Source organism: Shewanella carassii, from assembly GCF_002777975.1.
Lineage (GTDB): Bacteria > Pseudomonadota > Gammaproteobacteria > Enterobacterales > Shewanellaceae > Shewanella > Shewanella carassii.
The window spans coordinates 222,362-247,911 of record NZ_NGVS01000031.1 but is presented as its reverse complement, the minus strand read 5'-3'; the positions used below and the strand labels follow the sequence as shown (position 1 = coordinate 247,911).

25 protein-coding genes are annotated in these 25,550 nt (G+C 54.8%); 12 read left to right on the top strand and 13 right to left on the bottom strand.

Features of this window, described 5'->3' with window-relative positions; translation table 11 throughout:
- Window positions 1–81: 81 nt before the first annotated feature.
- From CBE72_RS15805 to CBE72_RS15780, 6 genes are read right to left on the bottom strand one after another with little or no spacing between them, the layout of a single operon-like run.
- Window positions 82–1,005 carry a phosphatidate cytidylyltransferase gene (locus CBE72_RS15805; RefSeq protein ID WP_025008904.1) on the bottom strand — a complete coding sequence of 308 codons (924 nt, stop codon included), beginning with the start codon at window positions 1,003–1,005 and terminating at the stop codon, window positions 82–84.
- Window positions 1,002–1,640 carry a lysophospholipid acyltransferase family protein gene (locus CBE72_RS15800; RefSeq protein ID WP_100144880.1) on the bottom strand — a complete coding sequence of 213 codons (639 nt, stop codon included), beginning with the start codon at window positions 1,638–1,640 and terminating at the stop codon, window positions 1,002–1,004. Before CBE72_RS15800 ends, CBE72_RS15805 begins: the two co-directional genes overlap by 4 nt.
- Window positions 1,641–1,659: 19 nt before the next feature.
- Window positions 1,660–2,088 (bottom strand): hypothetical protein, encoded by a 429-nt coding sequence (locus CBE72_RS15795; protein ID WP_025889731.1) that lies wholly within the window; start codon window positions 2,086–2,088, stop codon window positions 1,660–1,662.
- Window positions 2,081–3,466: a phosphatase PAP2/dual specificity phosphatase family protein gene (locus tag CBE72_RS15790; protein WP_100144878.1), complete on the bottom strand. Its 1,386-nt coding sequence runs from the start codon at window positions 3,464–3,466 to the stop codon at window positions 2,081–2,083. Before CBE72_RS15790 ends, CBE72_RS15795 begins: the two co-directional genes overlap by 8 nt.
- Window positions 3,466–5,235: a bifunctional alpha/beta hydrolase/class I SAM-dependent methyltransferase gene (locus CBE72_RS15785; protein ID WP_100144876.1), complete on the bottom strand. Its 1,770-nt coding sequence runs from the start codon at window positions 5,233–5,235 to the stop codon at window positions 3,466–3,468. The genes CBE72_RS15790 and CBE72_RS15785 overlap by 1 nt, the downstream gene beginning before the upstream one ends.
- A 25-nt stretch (window positions 5,236–5,260) precedes the next feature.
- On the bottom strand, window positions 5,261–5,875 hold the full coding sequence (locus tag CBE72_RS15780) for a CDP-alcohol phosphatidyltransferase family protein (RefSeq protein ID WP_100144874.1): 615 nt from the start codon (window positions 5,873–5,875) through the stop codon (window positions 5,261–5,263).
- A 538-nt stretch (window positions 5,876–6,413) separates the two neighbouring features.
- On the opposite strand from CBE72_RS15780, the gene CBE72_RS15775 reads away from it, so the two are divergent.
- Complete coding sequence (locus tag CBE72_RS15775; protein ID WP_100144872.1) at window positions 6,414–8,012, top strand: TerC family protein; 1,599 nt, start codon at window positions 6,414–6,416, stop codon at window positions 8,010–8,012.
- 272 nt (window positions 8,013–8,284) lie between these two features.
- Window positions 8,285–10,228: a GGDEF domain-containing protein gene (locus tag CBE72_RS15770; RefSeq protein ID WP_157929100.1), complete on the top strand. Its 1,944-nt coding sequence runs from the start codon at window positions 8,285–8,287 to the stop codon at window positions 10,226–10,228.
- Window positions 10,229–10,230: 2 nt separating this feature from the next.
- Here CBE72_RS15770 and CBE72_RS15765 read toward each other — a convergent pair whose 3' ends face one another.
- A complete protein-coding gene (locus tag CBE72_RS15765) occupies window positions 10,231–10,962 on the bottom strand; it encodes a DUF3581 domain-containing protein (protein WP_100144868.1) in 732 nt (243 codons plus the stop codon).
- Window positions 10,963–11,362: 400 nt separating this feature from the next.
- On the opposite strand from CBE72_RS15765, the gene CBE72_RS15760 reads away from it, so the two are divergent.
- From CBE72_RS15760 to CBE72_RS15750, 3 genes are read left to right on the top strand one after another with little or no spacing between them, the layout of a single operon-like run.
- Window positions 11,363–12,583: a porin gene (locus CBE72_RS15760; protein ID WP_100144866.1), complete on the top strand. Its 1,221-nt coding sequence runs from the start codon at window positions 11,363–11,365 to the stop codon at window positions 12,581–12,583.
- A 42-nt stretch (window positions 12,584–12,625) separates the two neighbouring features.
- Window positions 12,626–13,198, top strand: coding sequence for an FMN-binding protein (locus CBE72_RS15755; protein WP_100144864.1), 573 nt, complete (start codon window positions 12,626–12,628; stop codon window positions 13,196–13,198).
- Window positions 13,195–13,944, top strand: coding sequence for a PepSY-associated TM helix domain-containing protein (locus CBE72_RS15750; protein ID WP_100144862.1), 750 nt, complete (start codon window positions 13,195–13,197; stop codon window positions 13,942–13,944). Before CBE72_RS15755 ends, CBE72_RS15750 begins: the two co-directional genes overlap by 4 nt.
- Window positions 13,945–13,946: 2 nt before the next feature.
- On the opposite strand, the gene CBE72_RS15745 is transcribed toward CBE72_RS15750, so the two are convergent.
- Window positions 13,947–15,749: an ABC transporter transmembrane domain-containing protein gene (locus CBE72_RS15745; protein ID WP_268239860.1), complete on the bottom strand. Its 1,803-nt coding sequence runs from the start codon at window positions 15,747–15,749 to the stop codon at window positions 13,947–13,949.
- A 241-nt stretch (window positions 15,750–15,990) separates the two neighbouring features.
- On the opposite strand from CBE72_RS15745, the gene CBE72_RS15740 reads away from it, so the two are divergent.
- Window positions 15,991–16,329: a DUF2956 domain-containing protein gene (locus CBE72_RS15740; protein ID WP_100144860.1), complete on the top strand. Its 339-nt coding sequence runs from the start codon at window positions 15,991–15,993 to the stop codon at window positions 16,327–16,329.
- A 143-nt stretch (window positions 16,330–16,472) separates the two neighbouring features.
- On the opposite strand, the gene CBE72_RS15735 is transcribed toward CBE72_RS15740, so the two are convergent.
- Window positions 16,473–16,778 (bottom strand): winged helix-turn-helix domain-containing protein, encoded by a 306-nt coding sequence (locus CBE72_RS15735; RefSeq protein ID WP_373289265.1) that lies wholly within the window; start codon window positions 16,776–16,778, stop codon window positions 16,473–16,475.
- Window positions 16,779–17,061: 283 nt separating this feature from the next.
- On the opposite strand from CBE72_RS15735, the gene CBE72_RS15730 reads away from it, so the two are divergent.
- The 3 genes from CBE72_RS15730 to CBE72_RS15720 are packed head-to-tail and all read left to right on the top strand — an operon-like array spanning window position 17,062 to window position 19,683.
- On the top strand, window positions 17,062–17,610 hold the full coding sequence (locus CBE72_RS15730; RefSeq protein ID WP_100144857.1) for a PH domain-containing protein: 549 nt from the start codon (window positions 17,062–17,064) through the stop codon (window positions 17,608–17,610).
- Between the two features lie 5 nt (window positions 17,611–17,615).
- Entirely contained in the window at window positions 17,616–19,094 is a 1,479-nt protein-coding gene (locus tag CBE72_RS15725; RefSeq protein ID WP_229671998.1) for a PH domain-containing protein, read from the top strand.
- Window positions 19,095–19,119: 25 nt separating this feature from the next.
- A complete protein-coding gene (locus tag CBE72_RS15720) occupies window positions 19,120–19,683 on the top strand; it encodes a DUF924 family protein (RefSeq protein WP_100144853.1) in 564 nt (187 codons plus the stop codon).
- Window positions 19,684–19,708: 25 nt separating this feature from the next.
- On the opposite strand, the gene CBE72_RS15715 is transcribed toward CBE72_RS15720, so the two are convergent.
- Window positions 19,709–20,140, bottom strand: a complete 432-nt coding sequence (locus tag CBE72_RS15715; protein WP_100144851.1) for a universal stress protein — start codon at window positions 20,138–20,140, stop codon at window positions 19,709–19,711.
- 89 nt (window positions 20,141–20,229) lie between these two features.
- Between CBE72_RS15715 and CBE72_RS15710 the strand changes: the two genes are divergently transcribed.
- Window positions 20,230–21,474 carry a lysozyme inhibitor LprI family protein gene (locus tag CBE72_RS15710; protein WP_100144850.1) on the top strand — a complete coding sequence of 415 codons (1,245 nt, stop codon included), beginning with the start codon at window positions 20,230–20,232 and terminating at the stop codon, window positions 21,472–21,474.
- Between the two features lie 51 nt (window positions 21,475–21,525).
- Here the strand turns inward: CBE72_RS15710 and CBE72_RS15705 are convergent, their stop codons facing one another.
- Window positions 21,526–21,909: a SpoIIAA family protein gene (locus tag CBE72_RS15705; RefSeq protein ID WP_100144848.1), complete on the bottom strand. Its 384-nt coding sequence runs from the start codon at window positions 21,907–21,909 to the stop codon at window positions 21,526–21,528.
- A gap of 199 nt (window positions 21,910–22,108) precedes the next feature.
- Here CBE72_RS15705 and CBE72_RS15700 point away from each other — a divergent pair, with 199 nt between their 5' ends.
- Entirely contained in the window at window positions 22,109–23,557 is a 1,449-nt protein-coding gene (locus CBE72_RS15700; RefSeq protein ID WP_100144846.1) for a coniferyl aldehyde dehydrogenase, read from the top strand.
- On the top strand, window positions 23,554–24,168 hold the full coding sequence (locus CBE72_RS15695; protein WP_100144844.1) for a TetR/AcrR family transcriptional regulator: 615 nt from the start codon (window positions 23,554–23,556) through the stop codon (window positions 24,166–24,168). The genes CBE72_RS15700 and CBE72_RS15695 overlap by 4 nt, the downstream gene beginning before the upstream one ends.
- A gap of 205 nt (window positions 24,169–24,373) precedes the next feature.
- Here the strand turns inward: CBE72_RS15695 and CBE72_RS15690 are convergent, their stop codons facing one another.
- Window positions 24,374–25,159, bottom strand: a complete 786-nt coding sequence (locus CBE72_RS15690; RefSeq protein ID WP_025008874.1) for a CsgG/HfaB family protein — start codon at window positions 25,157–25,159, stop codon at window positions 24,374–24,376.
- On the bottom strand, window positions 25,156–25,548 hold the full coding sequence (locus CBE72_RS15685) for a curli assembly protein CsgF (RefSeq protein ID WP_100144842.1): 393 nt from the start codon (window positions 25,546–25,548) through the stop codon (window positions 25,156–25,158). The genes CBE72_RS15690 and CBE72_RS15685 overlap by 4 nt, the downstream gene beginning before the upstream one ends.
- Window positions 25,549–25,550 lie beyond the last annotated feature (2 nt).

Genomic DNA, 25,550 nt, shown 5'->3' with positions numbered 1-25,550 from the left:
TGGAATAGCCCCAGCTTACTGCCGACAAATAACAACAAAAAGCGCATTTATCCGCTATGAGTCTTCGACTTTATAGAAAGGTCACACCCACCAATAGCGCACCACATGGAAGAAAACCGGCGCAGCAAAACAGACAGAATCCATGCGATCCAGCATGCCGCCGTGGCCCTCTATCATATGGCCCCAATCCTTGACGCCGCGGTCACGCTTGATGGCCGACATCACCAGTCCTCCGGCAAAGCCGAGCAGGTTCACCAGTAAAGCTATGATTGCCGCCTGCCAGGGGGTAAATGGGGTGATCCAGAACAGCGAGGTACCCACCAGCGTCGCCAGCAATACCCCACCGACCAAGCCTTCCAGGGTCTTGGAGGGCGACAGCTTGGGTGCCACCTTGCGTTTGCCAAACAGCTTGCCACAGCAATATTGCAACACATCGGAGAGTTGCACTACCAGAATGAGCCAGGCGATCAGCAGCAAGTTACGCCCTTCATAGCCCTCTATCTTCAAGGTCATCAGCGCCGGCACTGACGAGACACAATAGACGGCTATCATCAGCCCCCACTGCACTTTGGCGGTACGCTCAAGGTAACGTGTAGTATCGCCGCCAAGTGCTGCCAGAATCGGCATCAGCAGGAACAGATAAACGGGAATAAAGATACTGAACATGCCGTACCAATGGATGGCGATCAGCAGATACTGCACCGGCAAGGCAAAATAGAAGGCGGCGACCAGGGCTGGATAATCGCTGGCCCGGGTCGGTGTCAGGGTTAAAAACTCCCTGAGCGCATAGAAAGATACCAGGGCAAACAGCAATATCACCCCATAGAGTCCGAACAGGAAAGCTATGCCTATGGCCAACACCATCATCCACCAGGCATCGATTCTGGCATTGAGATTGGCAATAACGGCGTTGTTGCCCTTACGCCAGGCCAGCAAACGACCTATCAGGGTCGCTACCACCAGCAGTAGGCCGATACCGGCAAACAACCACAGTGTCTGGTTCATACTTCCTCCCGTGACATCGCCAATAGTGCCAAACGCAAACGCTCGAGAAAGGCCACCTTGGTTTCCTGCGGCTGCAGCTTGATAGGCGTGCCGAAACTCAAAGTGCAGAGCAGCGGCAACGGCAGATAACGCCCCTTGGGCATGGCGCGATTGAGGTTGGCAATCCACACGGGGATCAGCTCCAGATCCGGGCGCGAGTGTGCCAGATGATAGATTCCACTCTTGAACGGCAACAATGGCGCCTCGCTCAGATTACGGGTCCCCTCCGGGAAGAAGATCAGCGAGTCGCCCTCAGCCAGCGCCTTTTCCGCCGGCGCCAAGGGATTGCCCTCACCATGGCTCTCTCTTGGAATAAGCACGGCATTGAATACCCGCTGAATAATAAAGCGCCTCAGCGCCGTCTTCTGCCAATACTCGGCGCCGGCAACCGGACGTGTCTTGCGTCTCAGCAAGGCAGGCAGTGATGCCCACAGCAACACAAAGTCACCGTGACTGCTGTGATTGGCAAAGTAGAGCCGCTGATTGTGATTGGCGCGGCAGCCAAGCCACAGGGCGCGGGCACCGGTGACCAACCTGGCCGCCGAGGTGATCCCAAAGGCGGTCAATCCCGCGAGCCAGCCGATTAGGGTATCCATAGATAAGGGTAAACTCCTCTTACAGGAAAAAGCGCCAGACGAGTAACAACACCAACGCGGCGGCCTGCCCGGCAAAGCAAAGGAACAGGCGCTTTAGCAGCGCCTGCGCCCCTTGGGCGCGCAGCAGCATGCTGCGACCGGCCTGCTCTTCTTTAAGCCAGCCGAGCTGCTGCATGCTGTGATCCAGACGTTCGCAGGAATGCTCCCCTGCCAGGGCGGCAAACAGCTTGGCATCCAGCGCTACTCTGAGGCCAAAATACTGTCCGGCCAGTCCGAAAAGCACCATCAACAGGGCGCTGAGCAGTTCCGGCCATCCCTGAAGCTTGCCGCCCCAGAGAAGCAGCAAAGGTGCCAACATCAAAACCGCACTGAACCAGCGCAGCGGCGCGGCATTGCCCAATAAAGTGGCCACCAATTTTGCCAGATCCCGCTGCTGCGACTCAGGCATGTTGCACCTCTGGCGGGCAAAAACCGGACTTGAGCCGCTCCAGGTAAGCCAGAGTCTCTGGCTTGAAAACCACCTTGGGTCTGACTGCGGCAATCATCTTTGCGGCATCCTGGGCACTGCCGGCCCGACCGCTCAGCAGCAACCAGGCTGCCAATACCAAGGCGCTACGGCCATAACCCAAGGCGCAACATACAAGTAGAGTACCTGAGGTGCGCAAACACTCGAGCCGCCTGACCGCTTCCAGGCAGTCCTGTTCATCCGGCAAGCATAAATCCAGCATGGGCATGGGCTGATACCATTTGAGCTTGCCTTCGGTCATCCCCCGAGCGGGTGTCAGCAAGGCCTTGCCCGAATAGGGGAAAGGCAACTCGGCGCAGAGATCCAATATGGCATCATATTGCTGCGCTTCACTCATGGTAGGCATGCGCCCGAGCCAAACCCCGGACAGCACCTCTTGCGCCGCCACCTGGCCACCGGTCCAGAAACGGATATTGAGCCAGGCAAACAAACGATAAGGTAACAACAGCCAGCGACTGGCGAAGCTGGGATGGCCCAGCCCACTCTTTTGAAAACCCGCGGCGGCAAACAGGAGATAATTGAGCGCCACCATGGCCAACGCCAAGGCCAGCCAAAACAGCAGCATGCCAAAGAGACTCATGGGCCAGAGCAAGGCCGCGAGCAGCAGCAAGACGGCGCCCACGCCATAAGCCGCTGCCAGTTTGAGCCTGCAAGGTTCCCTCGTCAAACTCAAGCGGCTGAACGAATTTCGTGGCCACAGCCAGAGGCAGAACAGACCGGCCGCCAGCCCTGTGGGCAGGTCGATAAAATGATGTTGCCAGGTCGTCAGCACCGACAGGCCAATCAAGGCAAACCAGCCATGGAGCAGATAACGCCAGGCGCCCTTGGCCCGCTGACTGTATTCACTCCAGAGCACCACCAAGAGGGCGATGTGCAAAGAGGGCGCCTGATTGAAAGGCTTATCAAACCCCATCAGGAGATCGAACAAACCACCAAAAACGCCATCGAGCGGCGGGCGCTCAAAACTGAATTTAAGTGGCCAGATGAGAAAACAGCCGATACACAGAAGCTGTACGCTCAGCAGCCTGAGCCCCAGTCTGTCTATCCCCTTGCGGCTGAGGGGGAGCAGAAACGCCAGGCCGTAGAGAAGATCTATCGACCAGTAAGGCACTATGGTCCAGGGCCAAAGCGGAATGGCGCGCTCCCAGGAAAACACCAGACTGGGAACCTCACTTTGCTGCGAGGCATACCAATTGGCAAAACCATAGCTGGCAAAGAAAAACGGTGCCAACAACGCCAGCCAAAGCAGGCCCCGGCGAATGGTGCCGACCTCGCGTCGACGGGCGGGCAACTCAGGCATCAGTCGGCCTTACGCGCCATGGACACGGTAAATATGCCCCACTCATCCACTCTTTGAGTCAACTTGTGAAAACCGTTGGCTTTGGTCAGTTGATCCATCTCCTGCTGACTGCGGCGACGCATCACCCAAGGCTGACCGTCTCTGTGGCTGGTCAGGGCCCGGCCGATGAATTCCAGCTGCGGATGCCAGGGCTGGCCCGTGTAGATAAGCAGGCCTCCGGGCGCCAGCGCCGCGGCAATACCCGCCAGGGAGCGGGACACCATCTCATTGTCACCAAACAGCTCGTAAAGGCCCGAGACTACCGCCAGGGTTGGCTTGGGCTCGACCGCCGCCAGCGAATCAAAGTCGAAGGCATCGCCCTTTTCAAAACGCACTATGTCACCGAGACCAAGCTCATCGATGAGGGCGCGGCCGTCGCGGATATTGATATCACTGTAATCACGCAGCAGCACAGAATCGGGCTTGATATCGCTGTTCGCCAGGCTCTCCAGCAGATAGCGGCCATGTCCGGCGGCCACATCCATCAAATGCAGCGGCTTTTCTTCCTTTCTCAGCGTCGACAGCGCCTGCGCCAGCAGCTCTTCGATATGGCGTTTACGCTGGCGTATGCCGCGCCAGCCAATGGCATTGAGATATTGTTTGTCGACAAAGCGGCCAAACTCCCCCTTGCCGGAGGGTGTGTTGCGATAGACATAGTCCAGGGTACTGCCCGAATCGAAGCCGCGCTCGAACCCCAAGGCGATGCCCTCTGAGTATTTCTCCCCCAGCTTCATCACTGCGCGGGTGGCTTGCCAGTACTTGGCCTGCCAGGAAGCCTCGGGCAGAGGGGCGGCGAGCGATTCACTCTCGGCGCAGCTCGGGCCGAATTTATCTTGCTGCAACAAATTCACAGCCGCCTGCGGCGAGGCGATATTGGCCCGCAGGAAGCGTCTGATCCTGGCTATCGGGTCGGCCCGGTCCAGCTCTCCCAGGGTGTCATGGTAAAAACCGGGCAGCAGGTGCAATTCTTTACGCTGGGAACCCAAGCGCTCAAAAAACTGCTGCTGCGGCTTGCGCCGAACCACATAGTCGGCACCCGAGATCAGTACCTGAGTCGGTACAGTAATCGCCTGGGCATTGGCTACCACCCTTTCGGCGGCATCATAGAGTCCCAACAACACATTGACCGAGATCGGCCTGGCGATCAGTGGGTCTGTCTCAAAGCTGTATTGTCTGGCGGGGTCATGGGTCAACAGCTTGGCCTTAACATAGCTGTTGACGAAAAAGTTGCCCTTGAGGCTCCTCAGCAGCTTGAGCCCAGGGATAGCAAAAGGCACATAGAGTTTGACGCTGAAGGCCGGCGACGCCAGCACCAGCGCACGAATAGCAGGCGCATAGTCATGCACCCAGGTGCTGGCCAGCACGGCGCCGACACTTTGGGCCACCACACACAGCTGCTCTTGGCTGAATCCATGTTTGCGCTCTATGTGTTCCACAAAGGTCTGAATGTCGCGGACACTGGTACCGAAGGAGGGACTGTCGCCTCTGGCGCCCGGTGATTGCCCATGACCACGGGCGTCCCAGGCGAAAAAAGCCTGCTCAGGCAGCGCCAGTTCATCCACCAGGTGCGCCATTCGGCCACCGTGTTCATGGCCACGGTGAAACAGCAACACGGCCCCGGGATCCTCTTGTTCATTGGTTTCCTGCGCCGGCCAGAAACGATAAAACAGCTGGAATCCATCATGGGTAGTAAAAAAGTGTTCCTCGGGTACCCTTGCGGCATTATCCATATATTTCATTCCTTTGATAACCAACTTAACTTGCGCTCTCGCCCTGCTTCAAACCGGATTTTACCCGGTTGAATATGGTCAGGCAGAGTAACAGGAGCACCAATGACAGGATCAAATTGAGCCAGAATGGCGTCAACCAACCCAAGGCGACGGCCAGCCCCAGAATACCGAAGACAAACGCGCGATCGCTCTTGCCCATGGGGCCATCATAGCGGCGCTCGGCTCCCACCATCAGGCCTAGCACCCCGGCATATTCACTGGCTATGGCCAGTAAGGTCAAGGCGATCACCAGTGCAGGTTCCACACCACCTAGCAAGGCAAAAGGCAGATAGAGTATCGCATCCGAAACAATATCGGCGAGCTCATTAAGATAGGCGCCGAGACGGGATTGCTGCCCAAACTCGCGGGCCAACATGCCATCTATGGCATTGAGTGCCATTCTTTTCAGCATCCAAATCGGGATGAGGGCAAAGAGCCAAGGATGAGGCCAGATAAGCAACAGGGTTCCCAGCAGTATAGAACCCAGCGCCGCCAACAACGTGACTTGATTGGCGCTGACGCCGCGCCGATACAGGCGGGCAACCAGTGGCCTCAGTAGGCCCTGAAAGCGGGATTTCAACTGATAAACAGACAAACTCATTGGCTACAACATCCTAATCGAGAAAGAAAAGTTCTCACAGTCATCCTTGAGTCTCGCGCAAATGACCAGAGCGCACTATGCCTGATTTTTAGTGCGCTTCAAAGTGCTTGAGGGAAAAAGCCGCGGCTGAATCACGCCACAGTGGCGGCGCCCCCAGCAAGGGACAAAAATGCCGCTACACCTCTCTGTATCCAGTCCATTGATTCTCTCCGATGATAGGCTTTAGGGTTATCCAGCTGATAGATAGCCATGAATGGCCCAGTCAAGTAACTAAGCCCCAATAGGCATTTGGAATAGCCAGCACTGACGTTCATTCAACCAAAAATAAATGTAACAAATTGATAGTTTTAATAATTTTAAGAAATCTTGCGTTTCAAAAAACCAAACACAGCTCAACGCCCCGAATGGTGTAGACATAATGTTGCACTCACCTTCTGTTGTGCTCAAAAATGATTAACCAAAATTAATTCAGCATTCCACCCAAGTTATGCTGCAATAGGCTCAAGTTAAACCCAATTTGAGCCCTTGGTTCACCACTATGGAACTTTTGCTCGACCCACACATATGGATCGGACTCTTTACCCTTATCATCCTCGAGATAGTTCTCGGCATAGACAACCTGGTATTTATTGCCATTCTGGTTAAAAAACTCCCTCAACATCAAAGAGACAAAGCCCGGGTCATAGGCCTGTCGCTGGCCCTGTTGATGCGCCTTGGCCTGTTGGCCGTGGTGTCCTGGCTGGTCACCCTCAACCAACCTCTGTTCAGCCTTGCCAATTTCAGTTTTTCCGGACGGGATCTGATCCTGATATCCGGTGGTCTGTTCCTGCTGTTCAAGGCCACCAGCGAACTGCATGAAAGGCTGGAGTCCAAAGAGCCGGAAATTGGCCAGAAAGTCGCCTATGCCGGCTTTGGCATAGTTGTGACCCAAATATTGGTGCTGGATGCGGTATTCTCCATCGACTCCATCATCACTGCGGTCGGCATGGTGGATGAACTCTGGGTGATGATGACAGCCGTAGTGGTGGCCATGACCGTGATGTTGCTGGCTTCCAAACCGCTGACTCGCTTTGTCAACGCCCACCCAACCGTGGTGGTGCTCTGTCTCAGCTTCCTGCTGATGATAGGTTTCAGCCTGGTGGCCGAAGGCTTTGGTTTCCATATTCCCAAAGGCTATCTGTATGCCGCCATAGGTTTCTCCATCATGATCGAGTTCTTCAACCAGTTGGGGCAACGCAGGTTCGAACAACGAGAGGCCCGCAAACCCTTGAGGGACAGGACGGCCAACGCCATCTTTAAGTTGATGGGCGGCAAGAAGCAGTTTGAAGAAATTGAAGAAGATGAAGAGTTGCCCGAAGACGAGCGCGCCCTAAGTAAGTGCTTTGGTGAAGATGAACGCAACATGGTCGGCGAGGTGCTGACTCTGGCCGAGCGCAGCATCAAGAGCATTATGACACCGCGGGCCGAAATAAGCTGGGTTAACCTCAGCCACAGCTCCGAGCAGATAAAACAGCAACTGCTTAGCGACAGTTTCAGCCAGTACCCCCTGTGTGACGGCGACATAGACAAGGTCGTGGCACTGGTCAGTGCCAAGGAGTTGCTGGCCGCCATAGAACAACAACGGCCGCTGCAGAGTCTGCGCCCCGGCCACAAGCCGGTGATAGTGCCGAAAAGCATCAGCGTGTTCCGTTTGTTGGAAGAGCTGAAACGCGCCAAGGCCGACATGGCACTGGTCACCGATGAATTCGGAGCGCTATTGGGACTGGTCAGCGGCCACGACATTCTCGAAGCCATAGTCGGCGAGCTGCCCCAGGAAGATGAGGCCGAAGAGATCCGTATCGATGGTGATGGTTGGCGCGCTCGCGGCAGCATTAACCTGCATCAGTTGGAGAAGCTACTGGGCTGCGATGAACTCGAGAGCCATAATCACGAGTACGTCACCCTGGCGGGCATGTTGCTGGCGCGCTTTGGCCGAATCCCGGAAGCAGGTAGCGTACTGACTCTGATGCCTTGGCGCTTTGAGGTGACGGCGATGAATCAGCACCAGATAGCCGAAGTCAAAATAAGCCGTCTGGAGCAGCAAACTGAAAACTGCCCAGCCAACGACGGCTCCTATCAAACGCTAGTAGAAAACTGATCCACAAGCGCCGATAGCCAAGCAAAATCTGCTGCTATCGGCGCTGTTTTACTGCAACCAACCTTTCCCCTCACTTGTTGATCACCTCGCTCCTGCGGGCGCAGCGGCTCTATCAGACAATTCCCAAACTTAAGTAGTCGTCCGTGAATAATTAGACAAACCCAAGCCGCCAACGCGATAATCCCTCCCCAATATCACTTGTATCAGACATTTTCGATTCAAAGAGCACCAAGAGTATGAAGAAACGCTTCTGCCTGCCATGGATAGCAATAATGATTATACTGGCCAGCCCGAGCCTATCGGCGGCCAATGCAGAGCAATTCTCCCGCCTGCTTAAGGGGGCTGAAAGCCAGCTCTATTCCTTGCCACAAAGGGCGCAGGCTCAACTGCATGAGATGGAAGGCGGACAACTCAAAGACCTGCCCAAGCCTCTGTTGACCCGTTTTTACCTGACCAAGGCGACAGTATCTCTGCTGCTGCATGAGATACCCGCCGCCGAGCAAGCCGCCAAAGAGGGCCTGAAACTGGCGGTTCCGGGAACCAGCGAACATAGCCAGCTGGAGCTGAGACTGGTACAGGTGATGTTGCAAACCGGCAAGGTCACACAGGCCATCAGCGAGTTGCAAAAAGTAATAGATAGTCAGCAAAATTCGGCCGACAAGGCGTTGCAGGCCGAAGCCCTGCTGCTGAAAAGCAAGGCGCTTGAACAACAGGGCAAGCTGGATGCATCCTACGCCAGCCTGATGCTGTCATTGGACGCTGCCGATCAGAGCCAGGACAAGGAGTTGCTTGAACGGATCTCCTTTGGCATGGGCCAACTTCTGGTGCGCCTCAACGGCTTTGAGCGCTCAGAAAAACTACTCAAGAAGGCGTTTAATTTTTTCAAGGACAGAAGGATGTCCTACAACCAGATGCTGGTGCAATTGGAATTGGCGCAGCTGGCTGAACGTCAGGGCCAGGCAGAAGCCGCCATCGACAAATACCAAGCTGCGCTGGAGCTGGCCAGAGTGTTGGGTTACGGCCTGTATCGCTTTCGCATCAATGTAGAACTGGCGCTAAAGTACCGGGATTCCGGGGATGTGTCGTCCATGGCAAAGCACCTGCAACTGGCCGACAAGTTGCAATATCGCGAGACTTCAACCCTCTATACCAGCCGCTTTCAACTGCTCAAGGCCCAAGAGTTACTCAACAAGCATCAGTATGCCGAGATGGCCGTCTATGTCGACCCTCTGCTTATCGGCTTGACCAAGGAGCAAATCTTGTTACGCTCCCAGATAGAATTGTTAAAGGTCAGCGCCGAAGGCTTTGCCGGATTGGGTAATTTCAAGCGTGCCTACGAGGTGCTGGAGCAGTACCAGCAACGCTTCGCCGTATACAGCTCCAAGGAGTTGGTCAGTAATCTGGATCGCCAGCAGTTACTGTTTAACTTAGAACGTCTCGAATTTGAAAACCAGGATCTCAACTGGAACAACGTACTGCAAAAACTGGAGCTGGAAACCAACCGTACTACCCTGAATCAACTCAATATCATCAGCAGCATCATCCTGTTGCTGCTGTTACTGGCCACTATCATCATTCTCTGGCTCAATCGCTCACGCTTGAAGTGGGGACTGCTGGCCAAGACCGACAGCCTCACCGGCCTCTATAACCGCCGCTATCTGGCCGGTTGGTTGCTGTACCATCAAGCTTCAGAGGATAAAGGCCTAGAATCCCTGTCCAAATGGCGCACGCTGCTTGTTCGGCTAAAAACACTGTTGCTGCCTGCCAAAGTCCAGCGCAGACATGGCCCGCTGGCGTTAATCACGCTCGACATAGATAGCTTCAAAAAGGTCAATGACACTCATGGCCACAATAACGGCGACCGAGTGCTGATCGAACTGGCCAAGGTGATGAAAGCCTTGCTGCGGAAGGATGATCTGCTGGCTCGGGTTGGCGGTGAAGAGTTTATGTTATTGCTGCCCAATACCGGCTTGAATGACGCTGTGTCTGTTGCCGAAACCCTTAGGCAAAGCGTGGCCGAGCACATATTCACCCTGGAAAATGGCGAGCCACTGAGACTCACCGTTAGCCAGGGAGTGGCTTTGGACGCCGACGGTTGCCAAAGCTTCAGTCAACTGACTGATACTGCGGATAAACTCCTGTATCAGGCTAAGCAGCTTGGGCGTAATCGAGTCGAAAGTGAGCTGGCACAGGACTCAGAAGCCAACGCAGTTTGAATTCAAGCGTTTGTCTGCGAGCCGCCGCCATTCCAGCTGCCATCGCGGCGCGCCTGATACTCACTGACCATGGCCTCCACTGCCGCCTCGTCGAAAGGACGTAAGCCACTGAGTACCAAGGTCTTACGTCCGGTTCCTACCTGTTTATCATCACTGATAAGCGCGAAATCCAGCGTCACATCGCCGCGTTTGCCATCGACTTTGAGATTGCTGTTAATCAGCTCCAGTTTAACCTGCTCAAACTCCAGGGTGTCCAGCTCAAACCCCATGCTTTCATAGATAACCAAGGGCCGCGCCGGATTAATGGTGACCTGATGCTCGCGCATCAAAGGCACCAAAACATGGGTAAAGTTGAGACCGGAAAAAGCCACATAACTGCGGACAAATGACTCCAGTTGCCGCTCGCAGTGGCGCGTTTCACCTTCGCGATGGACATTCAGGTAGCGTTTGCCGCGCTCATCTTCTATCGCCAGCTCGGCCCCCTGGTCACCAGGAAAATGCAGACATACGCCGTCACCGACCATGCCTTCAAACTTGAACAGCATCCGGCGGCTAAGGCCATAATCGTTCAACACCAGGGCAAACAGAAGATCGCCTGGAACGCAAAAACGCTTGGCATCCTCATCATGGATAGGATTGAAATCCCCTGCGACTCCCTTGGCAAAATCACTGGCCTGCTTGCGGCCTATGGTTATTTGGTTATTTTCTCTTTTAAAATAATCAACTAGAAACATCTTATTCGAACACTCACAAAGCCAAGGCTAACCGGAATAAAAAGGTTTATCAGTTTAACCGCCTTTTGACAAATAACTCACCCGATCTGTTGGCCTTGACTTCCAGCCAAGGTTAAATGTTTAAAAATCAAGCAATCGCACTTCAGCGACTTTATCCGAAAATGGTTCCAAGCTCTGCTGGATAACTCAAATACAGCCTTACTACTTTGCTCAAAAGATCAAAAGCTTACTTTGTAAAGCCAGTTTTTCAGGCAAAACCTCAACAATAACAACTCGGTTTACAGACGCTGACATTTGTTAACTTTGATCACAACAATAAATGCAAATCGTTTGCATTTATTAAATCAATTGCTAGAATTCGCTCGATTTCAACAACAGTAACATCACAACGGGAACCAAGATGATCAAGAAAACTCTCATTGCCAGTGCGCTACTGACAGCCCTGTGCGGCCCGCAGGCATTCGCCTCGGACGAGACTCAGGAGCTACGCAAAATCATCGAACAGCAGCAAAAGGTCCTCAAGGATCTGGAGCGCCGTCTGGCAGAAACCGAAAAGCGTCAGCAACAAACTGCCGAGCGGGTCGAGCAAACTGCTGAGCGGGTTGAACAGACCGCCGAGGTGGTAGATGCCACCCCGCAAAAAACCGCCACCACTATTGGCGGCTATGGCGAGCTGCACTACAACAACATAGACAACAAGCTGGGCGAGGATAAGAAAGAGTTCGACTTCCACCGTTTCGTGCTCTTCTTCGGCCATGAGTTTACCGAAAACACCCGTTTCTTCTCCGAGCTGGAAGTGGAGCACTCCATCTCAGGCGATGGTCAAAATGGCGAAGTCGAGCTGGAGCAGGCCTACATAGAGCACGACTTCAACCAAGCACTGACTGCCAAGGCGGGTCTGTTCCTGATGCCGGTTGGCATCATCAATGAAACCCACGAGCCACCGGCATTTTATGGTGTCGAGCGCAACCCGGTTGAGAAAGACATACTCCCGGCTACCTGGTGGGAAGCGGGTCTGGCAATGAATATCCAGGCGGCTCCCGGACTGGCCTTCGATGCGGCCGTGACCTCGGGCCTGAATGTCCCTACCACAGGTAAAAATGCCTATAAGCCAAGAAGCGGTCGCCAAAAGGTTTCCGAGGCCAAGGCTGACGATCTGGCCTATACCGGCCGGGTGAAATACACAGCCGTTCCCGGTCTGGAGCTGGCCGCCACGGTTCAGTACCAATCGGATCTGACTCAAGGCGAAGCCAGTGTAGACACCGCCTCGGCTCTGATGTGGTCGGCGCACGCCATCTACCACATAGAAAACTTCAGCATCAGAGCCCTCTATGCCGAGTGGGACATAGATGGATTTGAAGCAGAAGCCCTGGGTCGCGACAAGCAAAATGGCTGGTATATAGAGCCGTCCTACCGCTTTAACGAGCAGTTCGGCATCTTCGCCCGCTACAACGAATGGGACAACAATGCCGGTGACAATCAAGACACCAAAGAAACTCAAACCAATGTGGGTATCAACTACTGGTTGCACGAGAATGTGGTGTTCAAGGCCGACTACGAAAAACGTGGCGGTAAGTCAGACTCAGATGGGTTCAATCTGGGCGTAGGTTATCAGTTCTGATGATCTTTAGGTGCCCTCTGGGGCACCCTCGTTGAGGCATTTATGAAGACTCTTATTGCACTACTCTCACTGTTTTTGCTGCCGTTCGCTCAAACCCAAGCGGCGCAAAGCGTTTACCAAAGCCCGGCAGACTTTGTCACCCAGGCCTTGGGCTCCCAAGGTAAAGGTCAAGCGAAAGCCAAAGTCTTTTGGTTCAGCGCCGAGCAACGCCAGATCATAGAAGAGATACTGGCCCACGATTTTCGGCCGCTGCGTACCCGCTATTGGCAGCAGGGAGACGACACTGTCTGGATCCTCGAGGAGATAGGCAAAGAAGCGCCAATCACGGTTGGCATTCAGGTGCGCCATGGACAGATTTATCGCACCAAGGTGCTTATCTACCGCGAGAGCCGCGGTGATGAGGTCAGGCACGACTTCTTTACCGATCAATTTAAATCGGCAACACTCACAAAAGATAAACAGCTGGACAAACATATAGATGGCATTACCGGAGCGACACTTTCCGTCAGGGCCCTAACCAAACTGGCCCGCATCGCCCTCTATCTTGACCAGCAACTCAGCCTGCAACACGGTCTGCAACAACACAGCCTGCAACAAAACAGCGAGCCCAGATGACACGTAAACATCCGGACTTTCGAGTCCGTCTCCTGCGCACCCTGCGCCCCTGGCACAGACGTATTGGCATCATCAGCAGTGTGCTTGTGTTGCTGCTGACTCTGACCGGCCTGGCTTTGAATCACAGCCGTGAGCTGAACCTATCCCAAGGCGTGCACTGGCAATGGCTGCAAGACTATTACGGCATTGGCGCCCCGGAAGATGTCAAAGTCTGGCAAGCCCAGCCGCTGGCGGGCAGCAGTCAGGGACAGGCCTGGATAGCCGGCACGCCGCTAGCCGAGCAAACCGATGAGATACTGGCCATAGCTCCCTTTGAAGACAAGTGGCTGCTGCTGACCCGAAACAGTTTAACGATTTTGAGCCAGGATCTTGCTGTGCTGGAAACCCAAACCGAGCTGACAGGTTTGCCGCCGCAGATAAACGCCATGGCGGTCGAGCCCGGCAGTGTCTGGCTGAAAACACCCCGGGGCCAATATCGCAGCGACAGCGAACTGTTGGATTGGCAAGCGGCCACCAGCCTGGTGGCCCTCCCCTGGATAAAACCACTCGAAGGGGCAAAGATACAAACGCAGCAGTTGCTCGGAGATATTCGCGCCAGTCGCCTGTCCTGGCACAGGGTTCTTCAGGATCTGCACAGCGGCCGAATCTTCGGCGCTGCCGGCAGTTATCTGATGGATCTGGCGGCGATCGCCTTATTATTACTGGCGGTGACTGGACTGATTATTTATTTAAAACAGAAGCGCTGAGATCAAGCCAGCGATGATGCCTGCCCGGGCTCGTGTGAGCTCCCGGCCAGACTATCGGGCGCGAGCAACTGCAGACTGGCAAACTCACGGTACAGCGGGCTGGTTTGCATCAACTCGCTGTGGCTGCCACTGGCCAATAATCGCCCCCGCTCCAGCACCAGAATACGGTCAGCATTGAGCACTGTCGCCAACCTGTGAGCTATGATGAGCGTGGTTCGTCCCGCCATCAACTCATCCAAAGCCTGCTTGACCTTGACTTCACTGACCGCATCCAGGGCACTGGTGGCTTCATCGAGCAGCAGTATAGGCCTGCGGGCCAAGATGGCGCGGGCAATGGCAATTCGCTGCTTTTGACCACCGGAAAGGCGCACGCCACGCTCACCCAAATAGGTATCATACCCCTGGGCAAACTCACTGATAAATTCATGAGCTCTGGCGCCCTTGCAGGCGGCAACCACCTCTTCCAGGCTGGCCTCCGGGCGGCCATAACGCACATTTTCCAGCACACTGGTGGCGAAGATCACCGACTCCTGGGGCACCAGGGCAAACTGTGCCCTCAGGCTCGCCAATGATACAGAAGCGATATCGACACCATCGAGCAGAATGCGGCCGCAACTCGGCTGATAGAAACGCTGCAGCAGCTGAAACAACGTACTCTTGCCGGCGCCGCTGGGCCCAACCAGAGCCACCCGTTCACCGGGTTGAATATGGATATTAAGATCCTCAAGCACAGCTGCGCCCTCATCATAGGCAAAACTCAGCTGCTCTATCTTGAGTTCTCCCTTGAGCGGACAGGGCAGCGCCAGCGGCTTGGCCGGCTCGGCAATATTTGCCTTGGACTCGGCCAGCTCCATCAAGCGTTCGCTGGCACCGGCAGCCCGCTGAATATCCCCTATCACTTCGCTTATGGTGGCCACGGCGCCGGCCACCATCATGGCGTAAAACATGAATGCCGACAGCTCACCGGCGCTGACCACTCCGGCCATTACGTCTCTGGCCCCCACCCAGGTCACAGCCACTATGGCGCCGATAGTCAGCAACATGACAGAGGAGATCAGCGCCGAGCGATAGCGGATGCGGCCACTGGCTGCGCGCATCACCGCCGCCAAGTAGCCGTCAAAATTATCGCGATCGTGAGCCTCGTGACCATAGGATTGTACCGTGTGGATCTCATGCAAGGTTTCATCCACATAGGCGCCGAGATCGGCGACACTGTCCTGACTGGTGCGCGCAAGCTTGCGTACCCGCCGCCCGAGTAAGCCCACAGGCACCAACACCAGCGGCACGGCCAGCAGCACCAAGGCCGTGAGCTTGATGCTGGTAAAAGCCATCATCACCAAGCCACCTATAGTGGTCACTGAAGATCTCAGTGCCATCGACAGGCTAGAACCGATAACTGTCTGCAACAGAGTACTGTCGGCGGTAAAGCGGGAGATGATCTCCCCGGTGCGCAAGCGGGCGAAAAACACCGGGCTTTGTTCCAGTAACCTGTGATACACCAAGCGGCGAATATCGTTGCTGACTTTCTCACCGAGCCAGGTCATCAGATAAAAGCGGCAGAACACGGCCACGGCACTGACCAGGGTGATCCCCAGAATAAACAACACAATTTCGTTGAGGCGGCCCGAGTTGTCGGCCATAAAGCCCTCATCCACTATCAAGCGAACCCCTTGTCCCAGGGCCAGCCAGGCCAGTGACCCCAGCAGCAGAAACAGCAGCGCCAGGGCGACCCGCAAACGATAAGGCTTAAGAAAGCTCAGGATCCAGGGCAGGATCCGAGCCGAAGCGATTTGAGGAGCAGACAAGCGAAAATCCAGACAATGACTGTTAATCAGGATTGTGGCGCCAAAGCGCCGGTGAGTCCAGCAAAGGGAAGGTTTCCCGCGCCCAGATGAACCAACAGCGCACGCCCCAAGCTTGTTGGATGTCGACCGCGGCAAGATACCGACGCCTCCCCCAACAATATGGGCCAAGTCACAGGCACGGTTGTGGTCATCTCTCGGCGGGCGGGTATAATCTCGTCGTCAGTCAACAGCCCAAGTCACCATGAGCAAAAAGCAACCTATTTCTACCGAGACCCAATCCGAAGCCATGCGTATAGCCAAAGCCACTCAAAAGGCGGGCCAGACCAAAGAGCAAACTAAACTGATCGCCCAAGGCATAGAGAAAGGCATTGCCGAATACAAGAAGCAGCAGAAGATTAAGGCCAGAGAGAGGGACAAGGCTCGCAAGCAAGAGCTGCGGCAGAAAACTCGGCTTCAACACTGTGCAGATGACGACGCTGAGACACAGGAAAAACCGTCCAGCAATGCCCTAACCAAATGTTTGTTGTGGTTACCTTGGGTTTTGCTTGGCCTGAGCTGGCTGAGTTTTGCTTTTATCTGATTTTATCTAGCGAGAATAAGCGACATTCGGGGCACAAAATTGCGAGCGGCGCCAAGTCCTCACAGAGGATGAGCCCCAAAACAATGACCACTTAAAGTGGCCGGAATAGAAGAGAACCTCACAGCCCCTCCCACCATAAAAACTCAGGCCTCGGGGAACAGCAAGGCGCGGATCTGCTCCAGATGAGTGCCGACCCAAGCGCTGTTAATCGGCCCCCAGGTACGAATATGATAGTGTCCTGAGTTATTCCGGCGCCCATCCTGAATAAAGTCCACTTGAATACCTATATCACCGAAGGCGGCAATGGCATCCTGCAAGGTGCGGCGCGGCATGCCGGTTTCCTTCTGTAAGGACAACAAATTATGTTGGTTATCGTCTATCAGGTGGGCCAGATAGAGTTTACGCAGAAAGGCGGTTTGTTGTTTAGATACCTTATCGGCTTGAAACATACTCATCATCCTGATGGTTTACAGCCAGTATTGGCGCGTTTGGAAAAGATGCGCCGCACGGGCAACAAAGTCTTGCTTCCAAATTACTTGATATCCAGTTGTTAACACAAGCGCAATCGCTACGGATCCGGAACTGCATCAAATCTTTGTCATCCACGCGCCATGCGCAAACAGGTGGAGGTAAAACGCCTGAGAGCTATAGGGCTGATTGTGAGCTAAAACTTTGATAGCGAATGGTATAGACTCTCTCTTGTCGCAGTCAGACCACAAGGATTCAAAGCAGATGGATACCCGCTCGCCGCACTCGCCCCTGCCTCAACAGCAGTGGTTGGGCTTTGACAGCCAGCCCTTGCTCACCTTGTCTCCTCGTTACCGCCAACAACTACTGTGGCAAAACTTGCTGCTGACGGCGCTGGTCATACTGCTGCTGGTGCCTGCTCTGTTGCTCGGCGCCCAACTGAGTGGCTTTGAGCTCATCCCGCCTGTGATGCTGGCACTGCTGCTCTTGGGGTTCAAGGCCTGGCTCAATCAAAGACAAGCCGAAGCCATGGCTTATGGTGTTTGTGAATACGGCATTTTGCTGCGTGAAGGGCTTTGGTGGCAGAGCCATACCGCCATGCCGGCCAGCAGGCTGCAGCATGTGAGCCTGTCTCAGGGGCCATTACAGCGCCATTTCGGGCTGACAAGTTTGCGCTGCTACAGTGCCGGCAGTTCGGCGGCCGAAGTCAGCCTACCCGGGCTGGATATTGAAGTCGCCGAAGCATTGCGCCAACACCTGTTAGCTTTGGCGGGGAAGGATGGCGGTGAAACCTCGGAGGAGATGCCGAATTGAACCAGGTGCAGCAAGCCGACTGGCAATCACTCTCTCCCTGGGCGATCATCAGTTTCAGTTTCTCCAGCCTGAAGCAGTTCTTCAGCAACGGTTACGCCCTGGTGCCTATTATCTACACCGGCTGGCAACAGGGGTTTGACTCTGTGTGGCTGCCACTGGCGCTGGCATTGACCCTGGTAGTGATTTTTGCCCATGGGCTATTGAGCTGGCGTAAATTCCGTTATCGCTTGATTCCAGGGAAACTCGAGGTCCACAGTGGCGCCCTGTTCAGGCGCAAAGTCGAGCTGCCGATAGACAAAATTCAGAATGTGCGTCTGGAGCAACCATTTTATTTCAAGCCGTTGCGACTGGGTAATCTACTGGTGGAAACTGCGGGATCCACTGACGATGAGGTCTGCTTAAGCGCCGTCACTCAAACTCAAGCCCAGTCACTAAGATTGCAGCTGATGACTCGGGGTCACACAGACGAAAGCGCCCCCACCTCAGCACCGCCAAACTCCCGCTTACTGGTGAAGAAGTCTCTGCCAGAGTTAGCCCTCTTTGGCCTGTATCAAAATAATTTTGTCTGGTTTGCCGTCATTACAGGCCCAATACTCAGCCAGCTCGAAGGCACTCAACTGATGGAGCTGGGACTGAAACGAGTCTTCGACTGGCATCAGCAACAGGTAAGCGGCAACCCGCTGCTGGAACTGGGGTGTCTATTAGGCCTGCTGCTCCTTGGCTATCTGCTGTTTTCCGTGATCTCAATAGTCGCTGCGCTGCTCAAATATGCTCCCTATCGCCTGACCCAAGAGCAGGAGACATTGCAGCGTAGCGGCGGCCTGCTGTCCCACCAGCAAGACATACTCAAACAGCGCAGAATTCAACTCATCAGCTTGCAGCAGTCGTTGCTGGCCCGCTGGCTGAAACGCTGGACTCTGAGCTTCAAACAGGTAAAAGGCCATGAGGTGGAAGGCAGCAGCAACCATCAAATGTTGGTGCCATCGCTCGGTAGAGGCGAAGTGCGCCGCCTGCTAAAAAGACTCAACCAAAGAAGCAGCAAGGCCGACCGTATTCCCAATCGTTGGCACCCCATTCACCCGAGCTGGTTTTACTATAGGGCGCTGTGGTGCTTAACTCCCGCATCGTTGACATGGGCGTTTTGGGGGCTGACGACAGAAGTTTGGCTACTATTACTGCCAGGAGTAATGGCTGTCCCGGCACTTTATCTGCGCTATCGCCAATGGGGTTTTTGGCGGGTTGAAAACGATCTCTGGATCCACAAGGGGCTCCTAGGTCACAGTTGGCAGTTGGTGTCTCTGAGCAAGGTGCAACATCTGCAGCTAATCCAAAGCCGGGGGCAAAAACGCCGAGGCCTCGCCAGTCTCAAGCTGGGACTGGCCAGCGGTGAACTGACGCTGCCATCCATCCCGCTGGCCAAGGCGCAGGATATCGCGGCGCAAACCCTTAGGCTTATCGCCCATGATCACAGCAACTGGATTTAATCTCAGGTCAATAGAAGGAATTGCCATGTCAGCGCAAATCGTCTCCGAGTACAGGCCACAACAGATAATCCATTTTTGGTTTGAAGAGATAAGTCCCAAGGCCTGGTGGGGCAAGGATCCTGAGTTTGACCAAACAATTGAGCGCCGTTTCGGCGCCTTGCTGAATGCTGCCCGTCAGGGCGAGTTATGGCATTCGCGGCAAACGCCACAAGGACGCCTGGCGGAAATTTTGCTGCTGGATCAGTTCTCGCGCAACATTCACCGTGATACTCCCGATGCCTTCAGTGCCGATCCCATGGCCTTGGCTCTAGCGCAGGAGGCGATCAGCATAGGCGCCGACAAACTACTGCAAGCCCCTATGCTGGCATTCCTCTATATGCCCTTTATGCACAGCGAGTCGGCGCTTATCCATCAAAAAGCCCTGGAACTATTCGCCTCGGAACAGACCAGGGACAACTATGACTTTGAGTTGAGGCACAAGGCGATTATTGACAGGTTTGGCCGCTATCCCCATCGCAATGCCATATTAGGACGACAGTCGACTGCCGAGGAACTGGCCTTTCTCGAGCAACCCGGCTCCTCGTTCTAGTACTCATTCAAGCCGCATCGACTTGCTACTTCACCACCAGCACGGGGCAGCGAGCCTTGTTGGCCACGGCCTCGGCCACATTGGTGCTGAGAAAATGGGCCAGGCCACTGCGACCATGGCTGGCAATCACTATCATGCCAACATCGGCAGACTCGGCTTCATCCAAGATCTCTTCAACCGCGTCACCGCGGCGAATAACAGTTTCAATCTTCAGTGGGCTTTTCAGCTTGGCCAGCAACTCATGCATCTTCTCGGCGGCGGCCTTTTCCATGGTTTGTGCCAGCTCTTCCGGAGTGATGATCAACAGCTGATAGTTTTCATCACCTATAGGTTGATCTACCACGTGCAAAATCCGCAGCCCAACATGATAGAGGTTGGCCATTTCAATGGCATATCTCAAGGCGTTGGCGGCCGTATCACTGAAATCAGTGGGCCAGAGGATATCTTTGTTACGCATAGCGACCTCCTTGACACGGCGGGCATCGACTGATGAGATACCTGCCGAACAATATCAACAAGTTATATTGAAAAACTTTTAAGCACCCTATGAATACTTTACTCCATTTAGCCACAACCGTAAGCCTATTGGTGATTATTTTTACCCCGGTTTACGCCGAGGATGCCGCCAGTCTGGTAGAAGAAGCCAAGGCGCTGCAACAAGCCGGACAGAGCCAGCAGGCCAAGCCGCTCTTTGAACGAGCCGCGGCCCTTGGCAGCAGCGAAGCCCACTTCATGCTGAGCTACAGTTATTCCTTACCTTTGGCCGAAGACATAGCCCATTTAAGCCAGGCGGCAAAGGCCGGTCACCCCAAGGCATTCTATTACCTGACAGAGCGCCTGTTGACCCGCGGCGGCTCAGCAAATAGTGCCGACCCGCTCAGGCTGGGCGAGGTGTTAAAACAGTATCAAAGTCACCATCCGGACTTTAGCTTTGACTATCAAACCACGCTGGATGCCTGCATCTATGTCGGCAAGCCCGATTTCAACCGGCTTAATGCTCTGAGCGCTCCCTTAGAGGAAGGCTATAGCTATCGTTTGTGGCAACAGGCCGAGAATCTCTCCAAACTGCAAGATGGCAACAATTATGATCGCCAGGTGCTACAGCTCGTCTGTTATGGCGCCGAGGTACCGGCCGAGCTGGATATCGCCGTCAAAGACAGGCTCAAACTCGACCCCGGTGCCAAACAGACCACTGAATTTGATCTCTGCAGCGCGATTACCAGCGGCATGGGAATGGGCTTTTGTGCCTCCCGGGAAGAACAGCGGCTGGAGCAACAACGCCTCGCCAAACAAGAGCGGATCAACCAAAGTATCAAACAACGCCTGGGGCAAGCGCCGCTTAAATTACTCGAGTCGGCCAACAGCGCATTCGAGCTGTGGCTGCAAGCGAAAACCTCAAGGGAGGAAGGCCATGGCGGCAGCGGGCGCAGCGCCTTTATTATCGGCTCCCAGAGCGAGCAGCGGCAAAACTATCTGGCACGTTTGGAAATGCTCAGTAACGAAGAGCAAGTGGTGAGCACTTTCCCTGACTTTGCCAGCGCCGACAAAGAGCTCAACCAGGTGTACCGCGCCTTGATGAAGAAACTGCGCCCGGCGGATGACCCAGAGCTTTATATGTTTGAAGTGACCAAAGAAGACCTTCGCGCGGTGCAGCGGTTGTGGCTTAAATACCGCGACAGCAATGCGCGTCTATTTGCCGCACTTAAAGGCTCTACCACTGAGCAGGAGTGGCAGGCACTCTTGACTCAAGAGCGCAGCGAGCAGCTCAAAACCTTGTTAGAATGGCAATAAAAAAACGCCCGCGCCTCCTCACAGGTCGCGGGCATTTCATGGCAAGACGGTTTAGTCTTTCAGCCAGTCGATGGCATCGAGACGGTCGACAAAGAACTTCACATCTAAGGGAGTGAACCAGTCGGCCATCTTGGTCATCCATTCCTGCAAACTGGTATTGCCTATGATGGCAATCTTCTCGAAATGACTCCCATGCTTGATCCCCAACTTGAGATCGTCCCACATGGCTCTGGCTTCCCAACCATCCATTTCGGTGACATCCAGCAGGGCGTAAATATCCGGATCCTTCACACCGGCTATCGCCGACTCCAGCATAGGCACCATATATTCATAGTCTTCGTGGGTCAGTTTTCCCACGGCTTTCATGGTGACAAAGAAATCGTCATCACCATAACGCTCAATTCCGATTGAAATACCATGCATGTTCAAGCTCATCATCAATTCCTTATGTCAACGATTTCAAAAACAAAGCCCCATCTATTCGATTTCAGTCTAGTTGGCGGCCGTAACGCATTCTGTGATCCACATCAAATATAGCCGGGTTATTGCCAACAGACGCAGACTGAACTAACATCAGACCGACTAATCAGTCGGTTATTTTAAAGACAGTCTAACGGCTGCCAAAGGAGGCAAAATGTCGCTTGTTTACCCAGAGCCGCTCACAGTGGAAAATCAGCAACTGCTGCAAAAATTCACCGTGCAGCGCCAGGCTTTCAGTGCCGCCCCCATGCCAAGCCTTGACGAGCGCAAGGCCAAGCTCAAGGCGTTAAAACAAGCCTTGTTGAAACACCAGCAAGCGCTCACGGATGCACTCAGCCGCGACTATGGCCACAGGTCGACCGACGATAGCCTGATCTCCGACATACTGCCGGTCGTTACCCAGATCAACTACAGCCTCAGACATCTCAAAGGCTGGATGAAACCCAGTCGCCGCCATGCCGGATTATTGTTGGCCCCGGCCAGCGTCAGGGTGGAGTATCAGCCCAAAGGCGTGGTGGGCATCATAGTGCCGTGGAACTTCCCTATCATGTTGTCCTTGAGTCCGCTGGCCACAGTCATTGCCGCCGGTAACCGCGCCATGTTGAAGCTGTCTGAATTTACTCCCCACACCAATGCAGCCCTGCGTACCCTGCTGGCCGAAGTCTTCGATGGCTCCGAGGTCTGTGTGATTGAAGGGGAAGCCGAGATTGCCGCCAGTTTCTCCGCCCTGCCCTTCGATCATCTTCTGTTTACCGGCTCGACTCAGGTAGGACGCCATGTAATGCGCGCGGCGGCCGATAATCTCACCCCTGTGACTCTTGAGCTGGGAGGCAAGTCTCCTGTGTTAATCGCTCGGGACATGCCCATGGAGACAGCGGTAGAGCGCCTCATCTATGGCAAGTGCCTCAACGCCGGGCAAATTTGTGTCGCCCCCGACTATATTCTCTGCCCCAGTGGCAAAGAGGCTGAGTTTATTAGCGCCTATCGACGCCGCTTCCAGCAGTTCTACCCCGACTTTGACAACACCCCGGACTATGGCCAGATACTCAACGAACGTCAGGCCGCGAGACTGGTCGCCCTCCTGGAAGATGCCACCGCCAAAGGGGCACAGGTATTTGCCGCCGACCGCGAGCAACCACTCAGCAAACTGCCCAGCGCCAAACAGCGCAAATGGCCCACCTTGCTGCTGACCAAGGTCAGCGACGATATGAAACTAATGCAGGAAGAGATCTTCGGCCCTTTACTGCCCTTGGTCAGTTATCAAGAGCTGGAGCAGGCGCTCGACTATATCAAGGCCCGCCCCAGACCTTTGGCCCTGTATCTGATGAGTTTCGATAAAGAAGTGCAGCAAAAGGTATTGTCCCAAACCCACTCGGGCGGCGTCTGTATCAATGAAACCGTGTTTCATGTGGCCGCCGACGATGCCCCCTTTGGAGGCATAGGCCCGTCCGGCATGGGGCACTACCACGGGCAGGAAGGTTTTCGCACCTTCAGCCACGCCCGCACTGTGCTGTCCCGGGGGCGATTCAATACCGGCAAACTGGTGCATCCTCCCTACGGCAAGGGGATCCAGAAGCTGCTGTTGAAGGTGTTTCTCAGATGAAGCGCAGCAGCGAAGCAACCCGGGCAATAAGCGGCAAACTGGACAAGAAGCAGCAGATCCTGGGCAGCGCCCTGCAACTGTTTGTCGAGCAAGGTTTCTATGCCACCTCGACCGCCAGCATAGCCCGCCACGCTGGTGTCGCCACAGGCACCCTGTTCCATCACTTTAGCAGTAAAGAAATCCTGATGGACCAGCTGTTTCTGGCCATAAAGACAGAGTTTGCCAACGCCATTTCAGCAAGTTTGCCAAAGACGCCGGCAAGCATTACTGAATTACCGCAGCGGGCAGAAATGCTATGGCAGGCAGGGCTCGATTGGGCGCTGGCGCAGCCTCTGAAGCTGAGCTTCTTTGTGCAATACGCCATGTCGCCCAGTGTCAGTGAAGCGGTCAGGCAGCAGGCAATGCATGGCATTCTCGGCTTTATCGCTGAGCTGTTGGAGCAGGGCATCAACCAAGGGGTATTGGCTGACCTACCCAGAGAGCTGTTGCTGGAAGCTTGCCACAGCCAGTTCCTGGCGGCGGCGCGCTTCTTCTGCAACCAGCCTCAGAAGGCCACTCAGGAGGCCAGAGACGCCAGCTTTCGCCTGTTCTGGCGCGGTGTGGCAGCCTAGCCATTTGAAGCCAAAGTCCAATGACAGCCGCCAGCCTGCCGCTTGAAATCGGCCTTCTGAAATCAGCTTTCTGAAATGAGCCAGCTGAAATGAACGCCCTGGAGTTAGTCAAAAGAAGGGCCCGCAATTGCGGGCCCTTCTTTTTGAAAATCAACAAACTGCGGTTTACCTATCGCTCAAGCTGTTGCTCTCTCGCTCAAGCGGTTTATCCCTGACTCAGGCTGTTGTCGTCGCCCGAAGCCTCGGCGCTCCAGTAACCCATGCGGCTCCCCTTGTCGATAAGCTCGGAGACCGCCAGTTCTATCGCCTGCAACACACAAAACTGTACTGGCTCATTGGTGGTAAAGCCCACTTCGGCCTCGGCCAGGCGGTTCAAACTGGTGTAACGGAACAGGCCGGCACGCATCTCCTGAGAGAACACCCGCTTGGTGGTATTGACCGACATCAGCACCTTACCTGTGTGTACATCCACTGCCCTGAGATAAATGGTCACCTGATCTTCCCGGTACAGCTCGGAGGCGCCTATACCGTAGTATTCCACGCCGCTGCCGCCGGTTTCCACGTTGGTTTCATAGCTGATGATCCCGCCTTCCAGAAGCAGCCTGGCATTGGTCAGGGTCGGCACTTCATTATTGCGCCCCTGCTGCTTACCTGAGATCTTGCGCTCGGTCAGCAGGTTCTGCAGCCCTTCCCGCTCCACAGGAGTAAACCACCTGGAGTCCAGCAGAGTCTGCACCAACATGGAAGTGGCCCCCTGGGTCACTGCGGTCGAGAAGGAACTGACATTGGCCTGGGGCTTATATTGCCCAGTCTGATCCCGGAAAGAGTAAACCGCAACCGGGATAGGAAAACGTGGCCCGGGACGCGACTGCAGCGCCTTCATGGTTTCACTCAAGGGATTTACCTGAGCCTCATTGATATTCAAATCAGGCTTGGGAACCAGGCTACAGCCCCCCAGCAGTAACAGTGGAACCAGTGCCAGCCACCTCATGGATTACCTCCATAGATAGGCATCTCTATCACTGTGACTTCGCCGGAAAGCAGGTTGGTAATAGTCAACATCACGCCGTTGCCGGTGGAGGCGACTTCGACCCGGTAGTCCCCCGTGTCATACACACCGTCGGTTATCTCGCCGTCGGCCACACCGCGGGTGATGGAGTTGATAATGTTACGCTCCAGCGACTCCTTGAAGCGGGTAACAAAGTCCTTTTCATTGCCGCTGGGCTGATTGTCATTTTGGGCCTGGGCCTTATTCAGCAGAAACGAACCGTTGAGAGGGTTACCGCCAAAACTGGGGTTGATTGGGGTATAGACCAGTTCGGTGGCCTGCCCCGAAAAAGCCAGCAAGGCGCCGGCCGCGATTAACATCCTGAGTGTCATTG

What these genes read in the sequence shown, in the direction of transcription:
- CBE72_RS15760 (WP_100144866.1), top strand. Translation starts at nt 11,363, where the DNA reads ATGATCAAGAAAACTCTCATTGCCAGTGCGCTACTGACAGCCCTGTGC.
- CBE72_RS15795 (WP_025889731.1), bottom strand. Translation starts at nt 2,088, where the DNA reads ATGCCTGAGTCGCAGCAGCGGGATCTGGCAAAATTGGTGGCCACTTTA.
- CBE72_RS15755 (WP_100144864.1), top strand. Translation starts at nt 12,626, where the DNA reads ATGAAGACTCTTATTGCACTACTCTCACTGTTTTTGCTGCCGTTCGCT.
- CBE72_RS15720 (WP_100144853.1), top strand. Translation starts at nt 19,120, where the DNA reads ATGTCAGCGCAAATCGTCTCCGAGTACAGGCCACAACAGATAATCCAT.
- CBE72_RS15710 (WP_100144850.1), top strand. Translation starts at nt 20,230, where the DNA reads ATGAATACTTTACTCCATTTAGCCACAACCGTAAGCCTATTGGTGATT.
- CBE72_RS15695 (WP_100144844.1), top strand. Translation starts at nt 23,554, where the DNA reads ATGAAGCGCAGCAGCGAAGCAACCCGGGCAATAAGCGGCAAACTGGAC.
- CBE72_RS15765 (WP_100144868.1), bottom strand. Translation starts at nt 10,962, where the DNA reads ATGTTTCTAGTTGATTATTTTAAAAGAGAAAATAACCAAATAACCATA.
- CBE72_RS15775 (WP_100144872.1), top strand. Translation starts at nt 6,414, where the DNA reads ATGGAACTTTTGCTCGACCCACACATATGGATCGGACTCTTTACCCTT.
- CBE72_RS15770 (WP_157929100.1), top strand. Translation starts at nt 8,285, where the DNA reads ATGATTATACTGGCCAGCCCGAGCCTATCGGCGGCCAATGCAGAGCAA.
- CBE72_RS15750 (WP_100144862.1), top strand. Translation starts at nt 13,195, where the DNA reads ATGACACGTAAACATCCGGACTTTCGAGTCCGTCTCCTGCGCACCCTG.
- CBE72_RS15805 (WP_025008904.1), bottom strand. Translation starts at nt 1,005, where the DNA reads ATGAACCAGACACTGTGGTTGTTTGCCGGTATCGGCCTACTGCTGGTG.
- CBE72_RS15780 (WP_100144874.1), bottom strand. Translation starts at nt 5,875, where the DNA reads ATGAGTTTGTCTGTTTATCAGTTGAAATCCCGCTTTCAGGGCCTACTG.
- CBE72_RS15735 (WP_373289265.1), bottom strand. Translation starts at nt 16,778, where the DNA reads ATGTTTCAAGCCGATAAGGTATCTAAACAACAAACCGCCTTTCTGCGT.
- CBE72_RS15730 (WP_100144857.1), top strand. Translation starts at nt 17,062, where the DNA reads ATGGATACCCGCTCGCCGCACTCGCCCCTGCCTCAACAGCAGTGGTTG.
- CBE72_RS15800 (WP_100144880.1), bottom strand. Translation starts at nt 1,640, where the DNA reads ATGGATACCCTAATCGGCTGGCTCGCGGGATTGACCGCCTTTGGGATC.
- CBE72_RS15690 (WP_025008874.1), bottom strand. Translation starts at nt 25,159, where the DNA reads ATGAGGTGGCTGGCACTGGTTCCACTGTTACTGCTGGGGGGCTGTAGC.
- CBE72_RS15715 (WP_100144851.1), bottom strand. Translation starts at nt 20,140, where the DNA reads ATGCGTAACAAAGATATCCTCTGGCCCACTGATTTCAGTGATACGGCC.
- CBE72_RS15790 (WP_100144878.1), bottom strand. Translation starts at nt 3,466, where the DNA reads ATGCCTGAGTTGCCCGCCCGTCGACGCGAGGTCGGCACCATTCGCCGG.
- CBE72_RS15685 (WP_100144842.1), bottom strand. Translation starts at nt 25,548, where the DNA reads ATGACACTCAGGATGTTAATCGCGGCCGGCGCCTTGCTGGCTTTTTCG.
- CBE72_RS15740 (WP_100144860.1), top strand. Translation starts at nt 15,991, where the DNA reads ATGAGCAAAAAGCAACCTATTTCTACCGAGACCCAATCCGAAGCCATG.
- CBE72_RS15705 (WP_100144848.1), bottom strand. Translation starts at nt 21,909, where the DNA reads ATGAGCTTGAACATGCATGGTATTTCAATCGGAATTGAGCGTTATGGT.
- CBE72_RS15785 (WP_100144876.1), bottom strand. Translation starts at nt 5,235, where the DNA reads ATGGATAATGCCGCAAGGGTACCCGAGGAACACTTTTTTACTACCCAT.
- CBE72_RS15700 (WP_100144846.1), top strand. Translation starts at nt 22,109, where the DNA reads ATGTCGCTTGTTTACCCAGAGCCGCTCACAGTGGAAAATCAGCAACTG.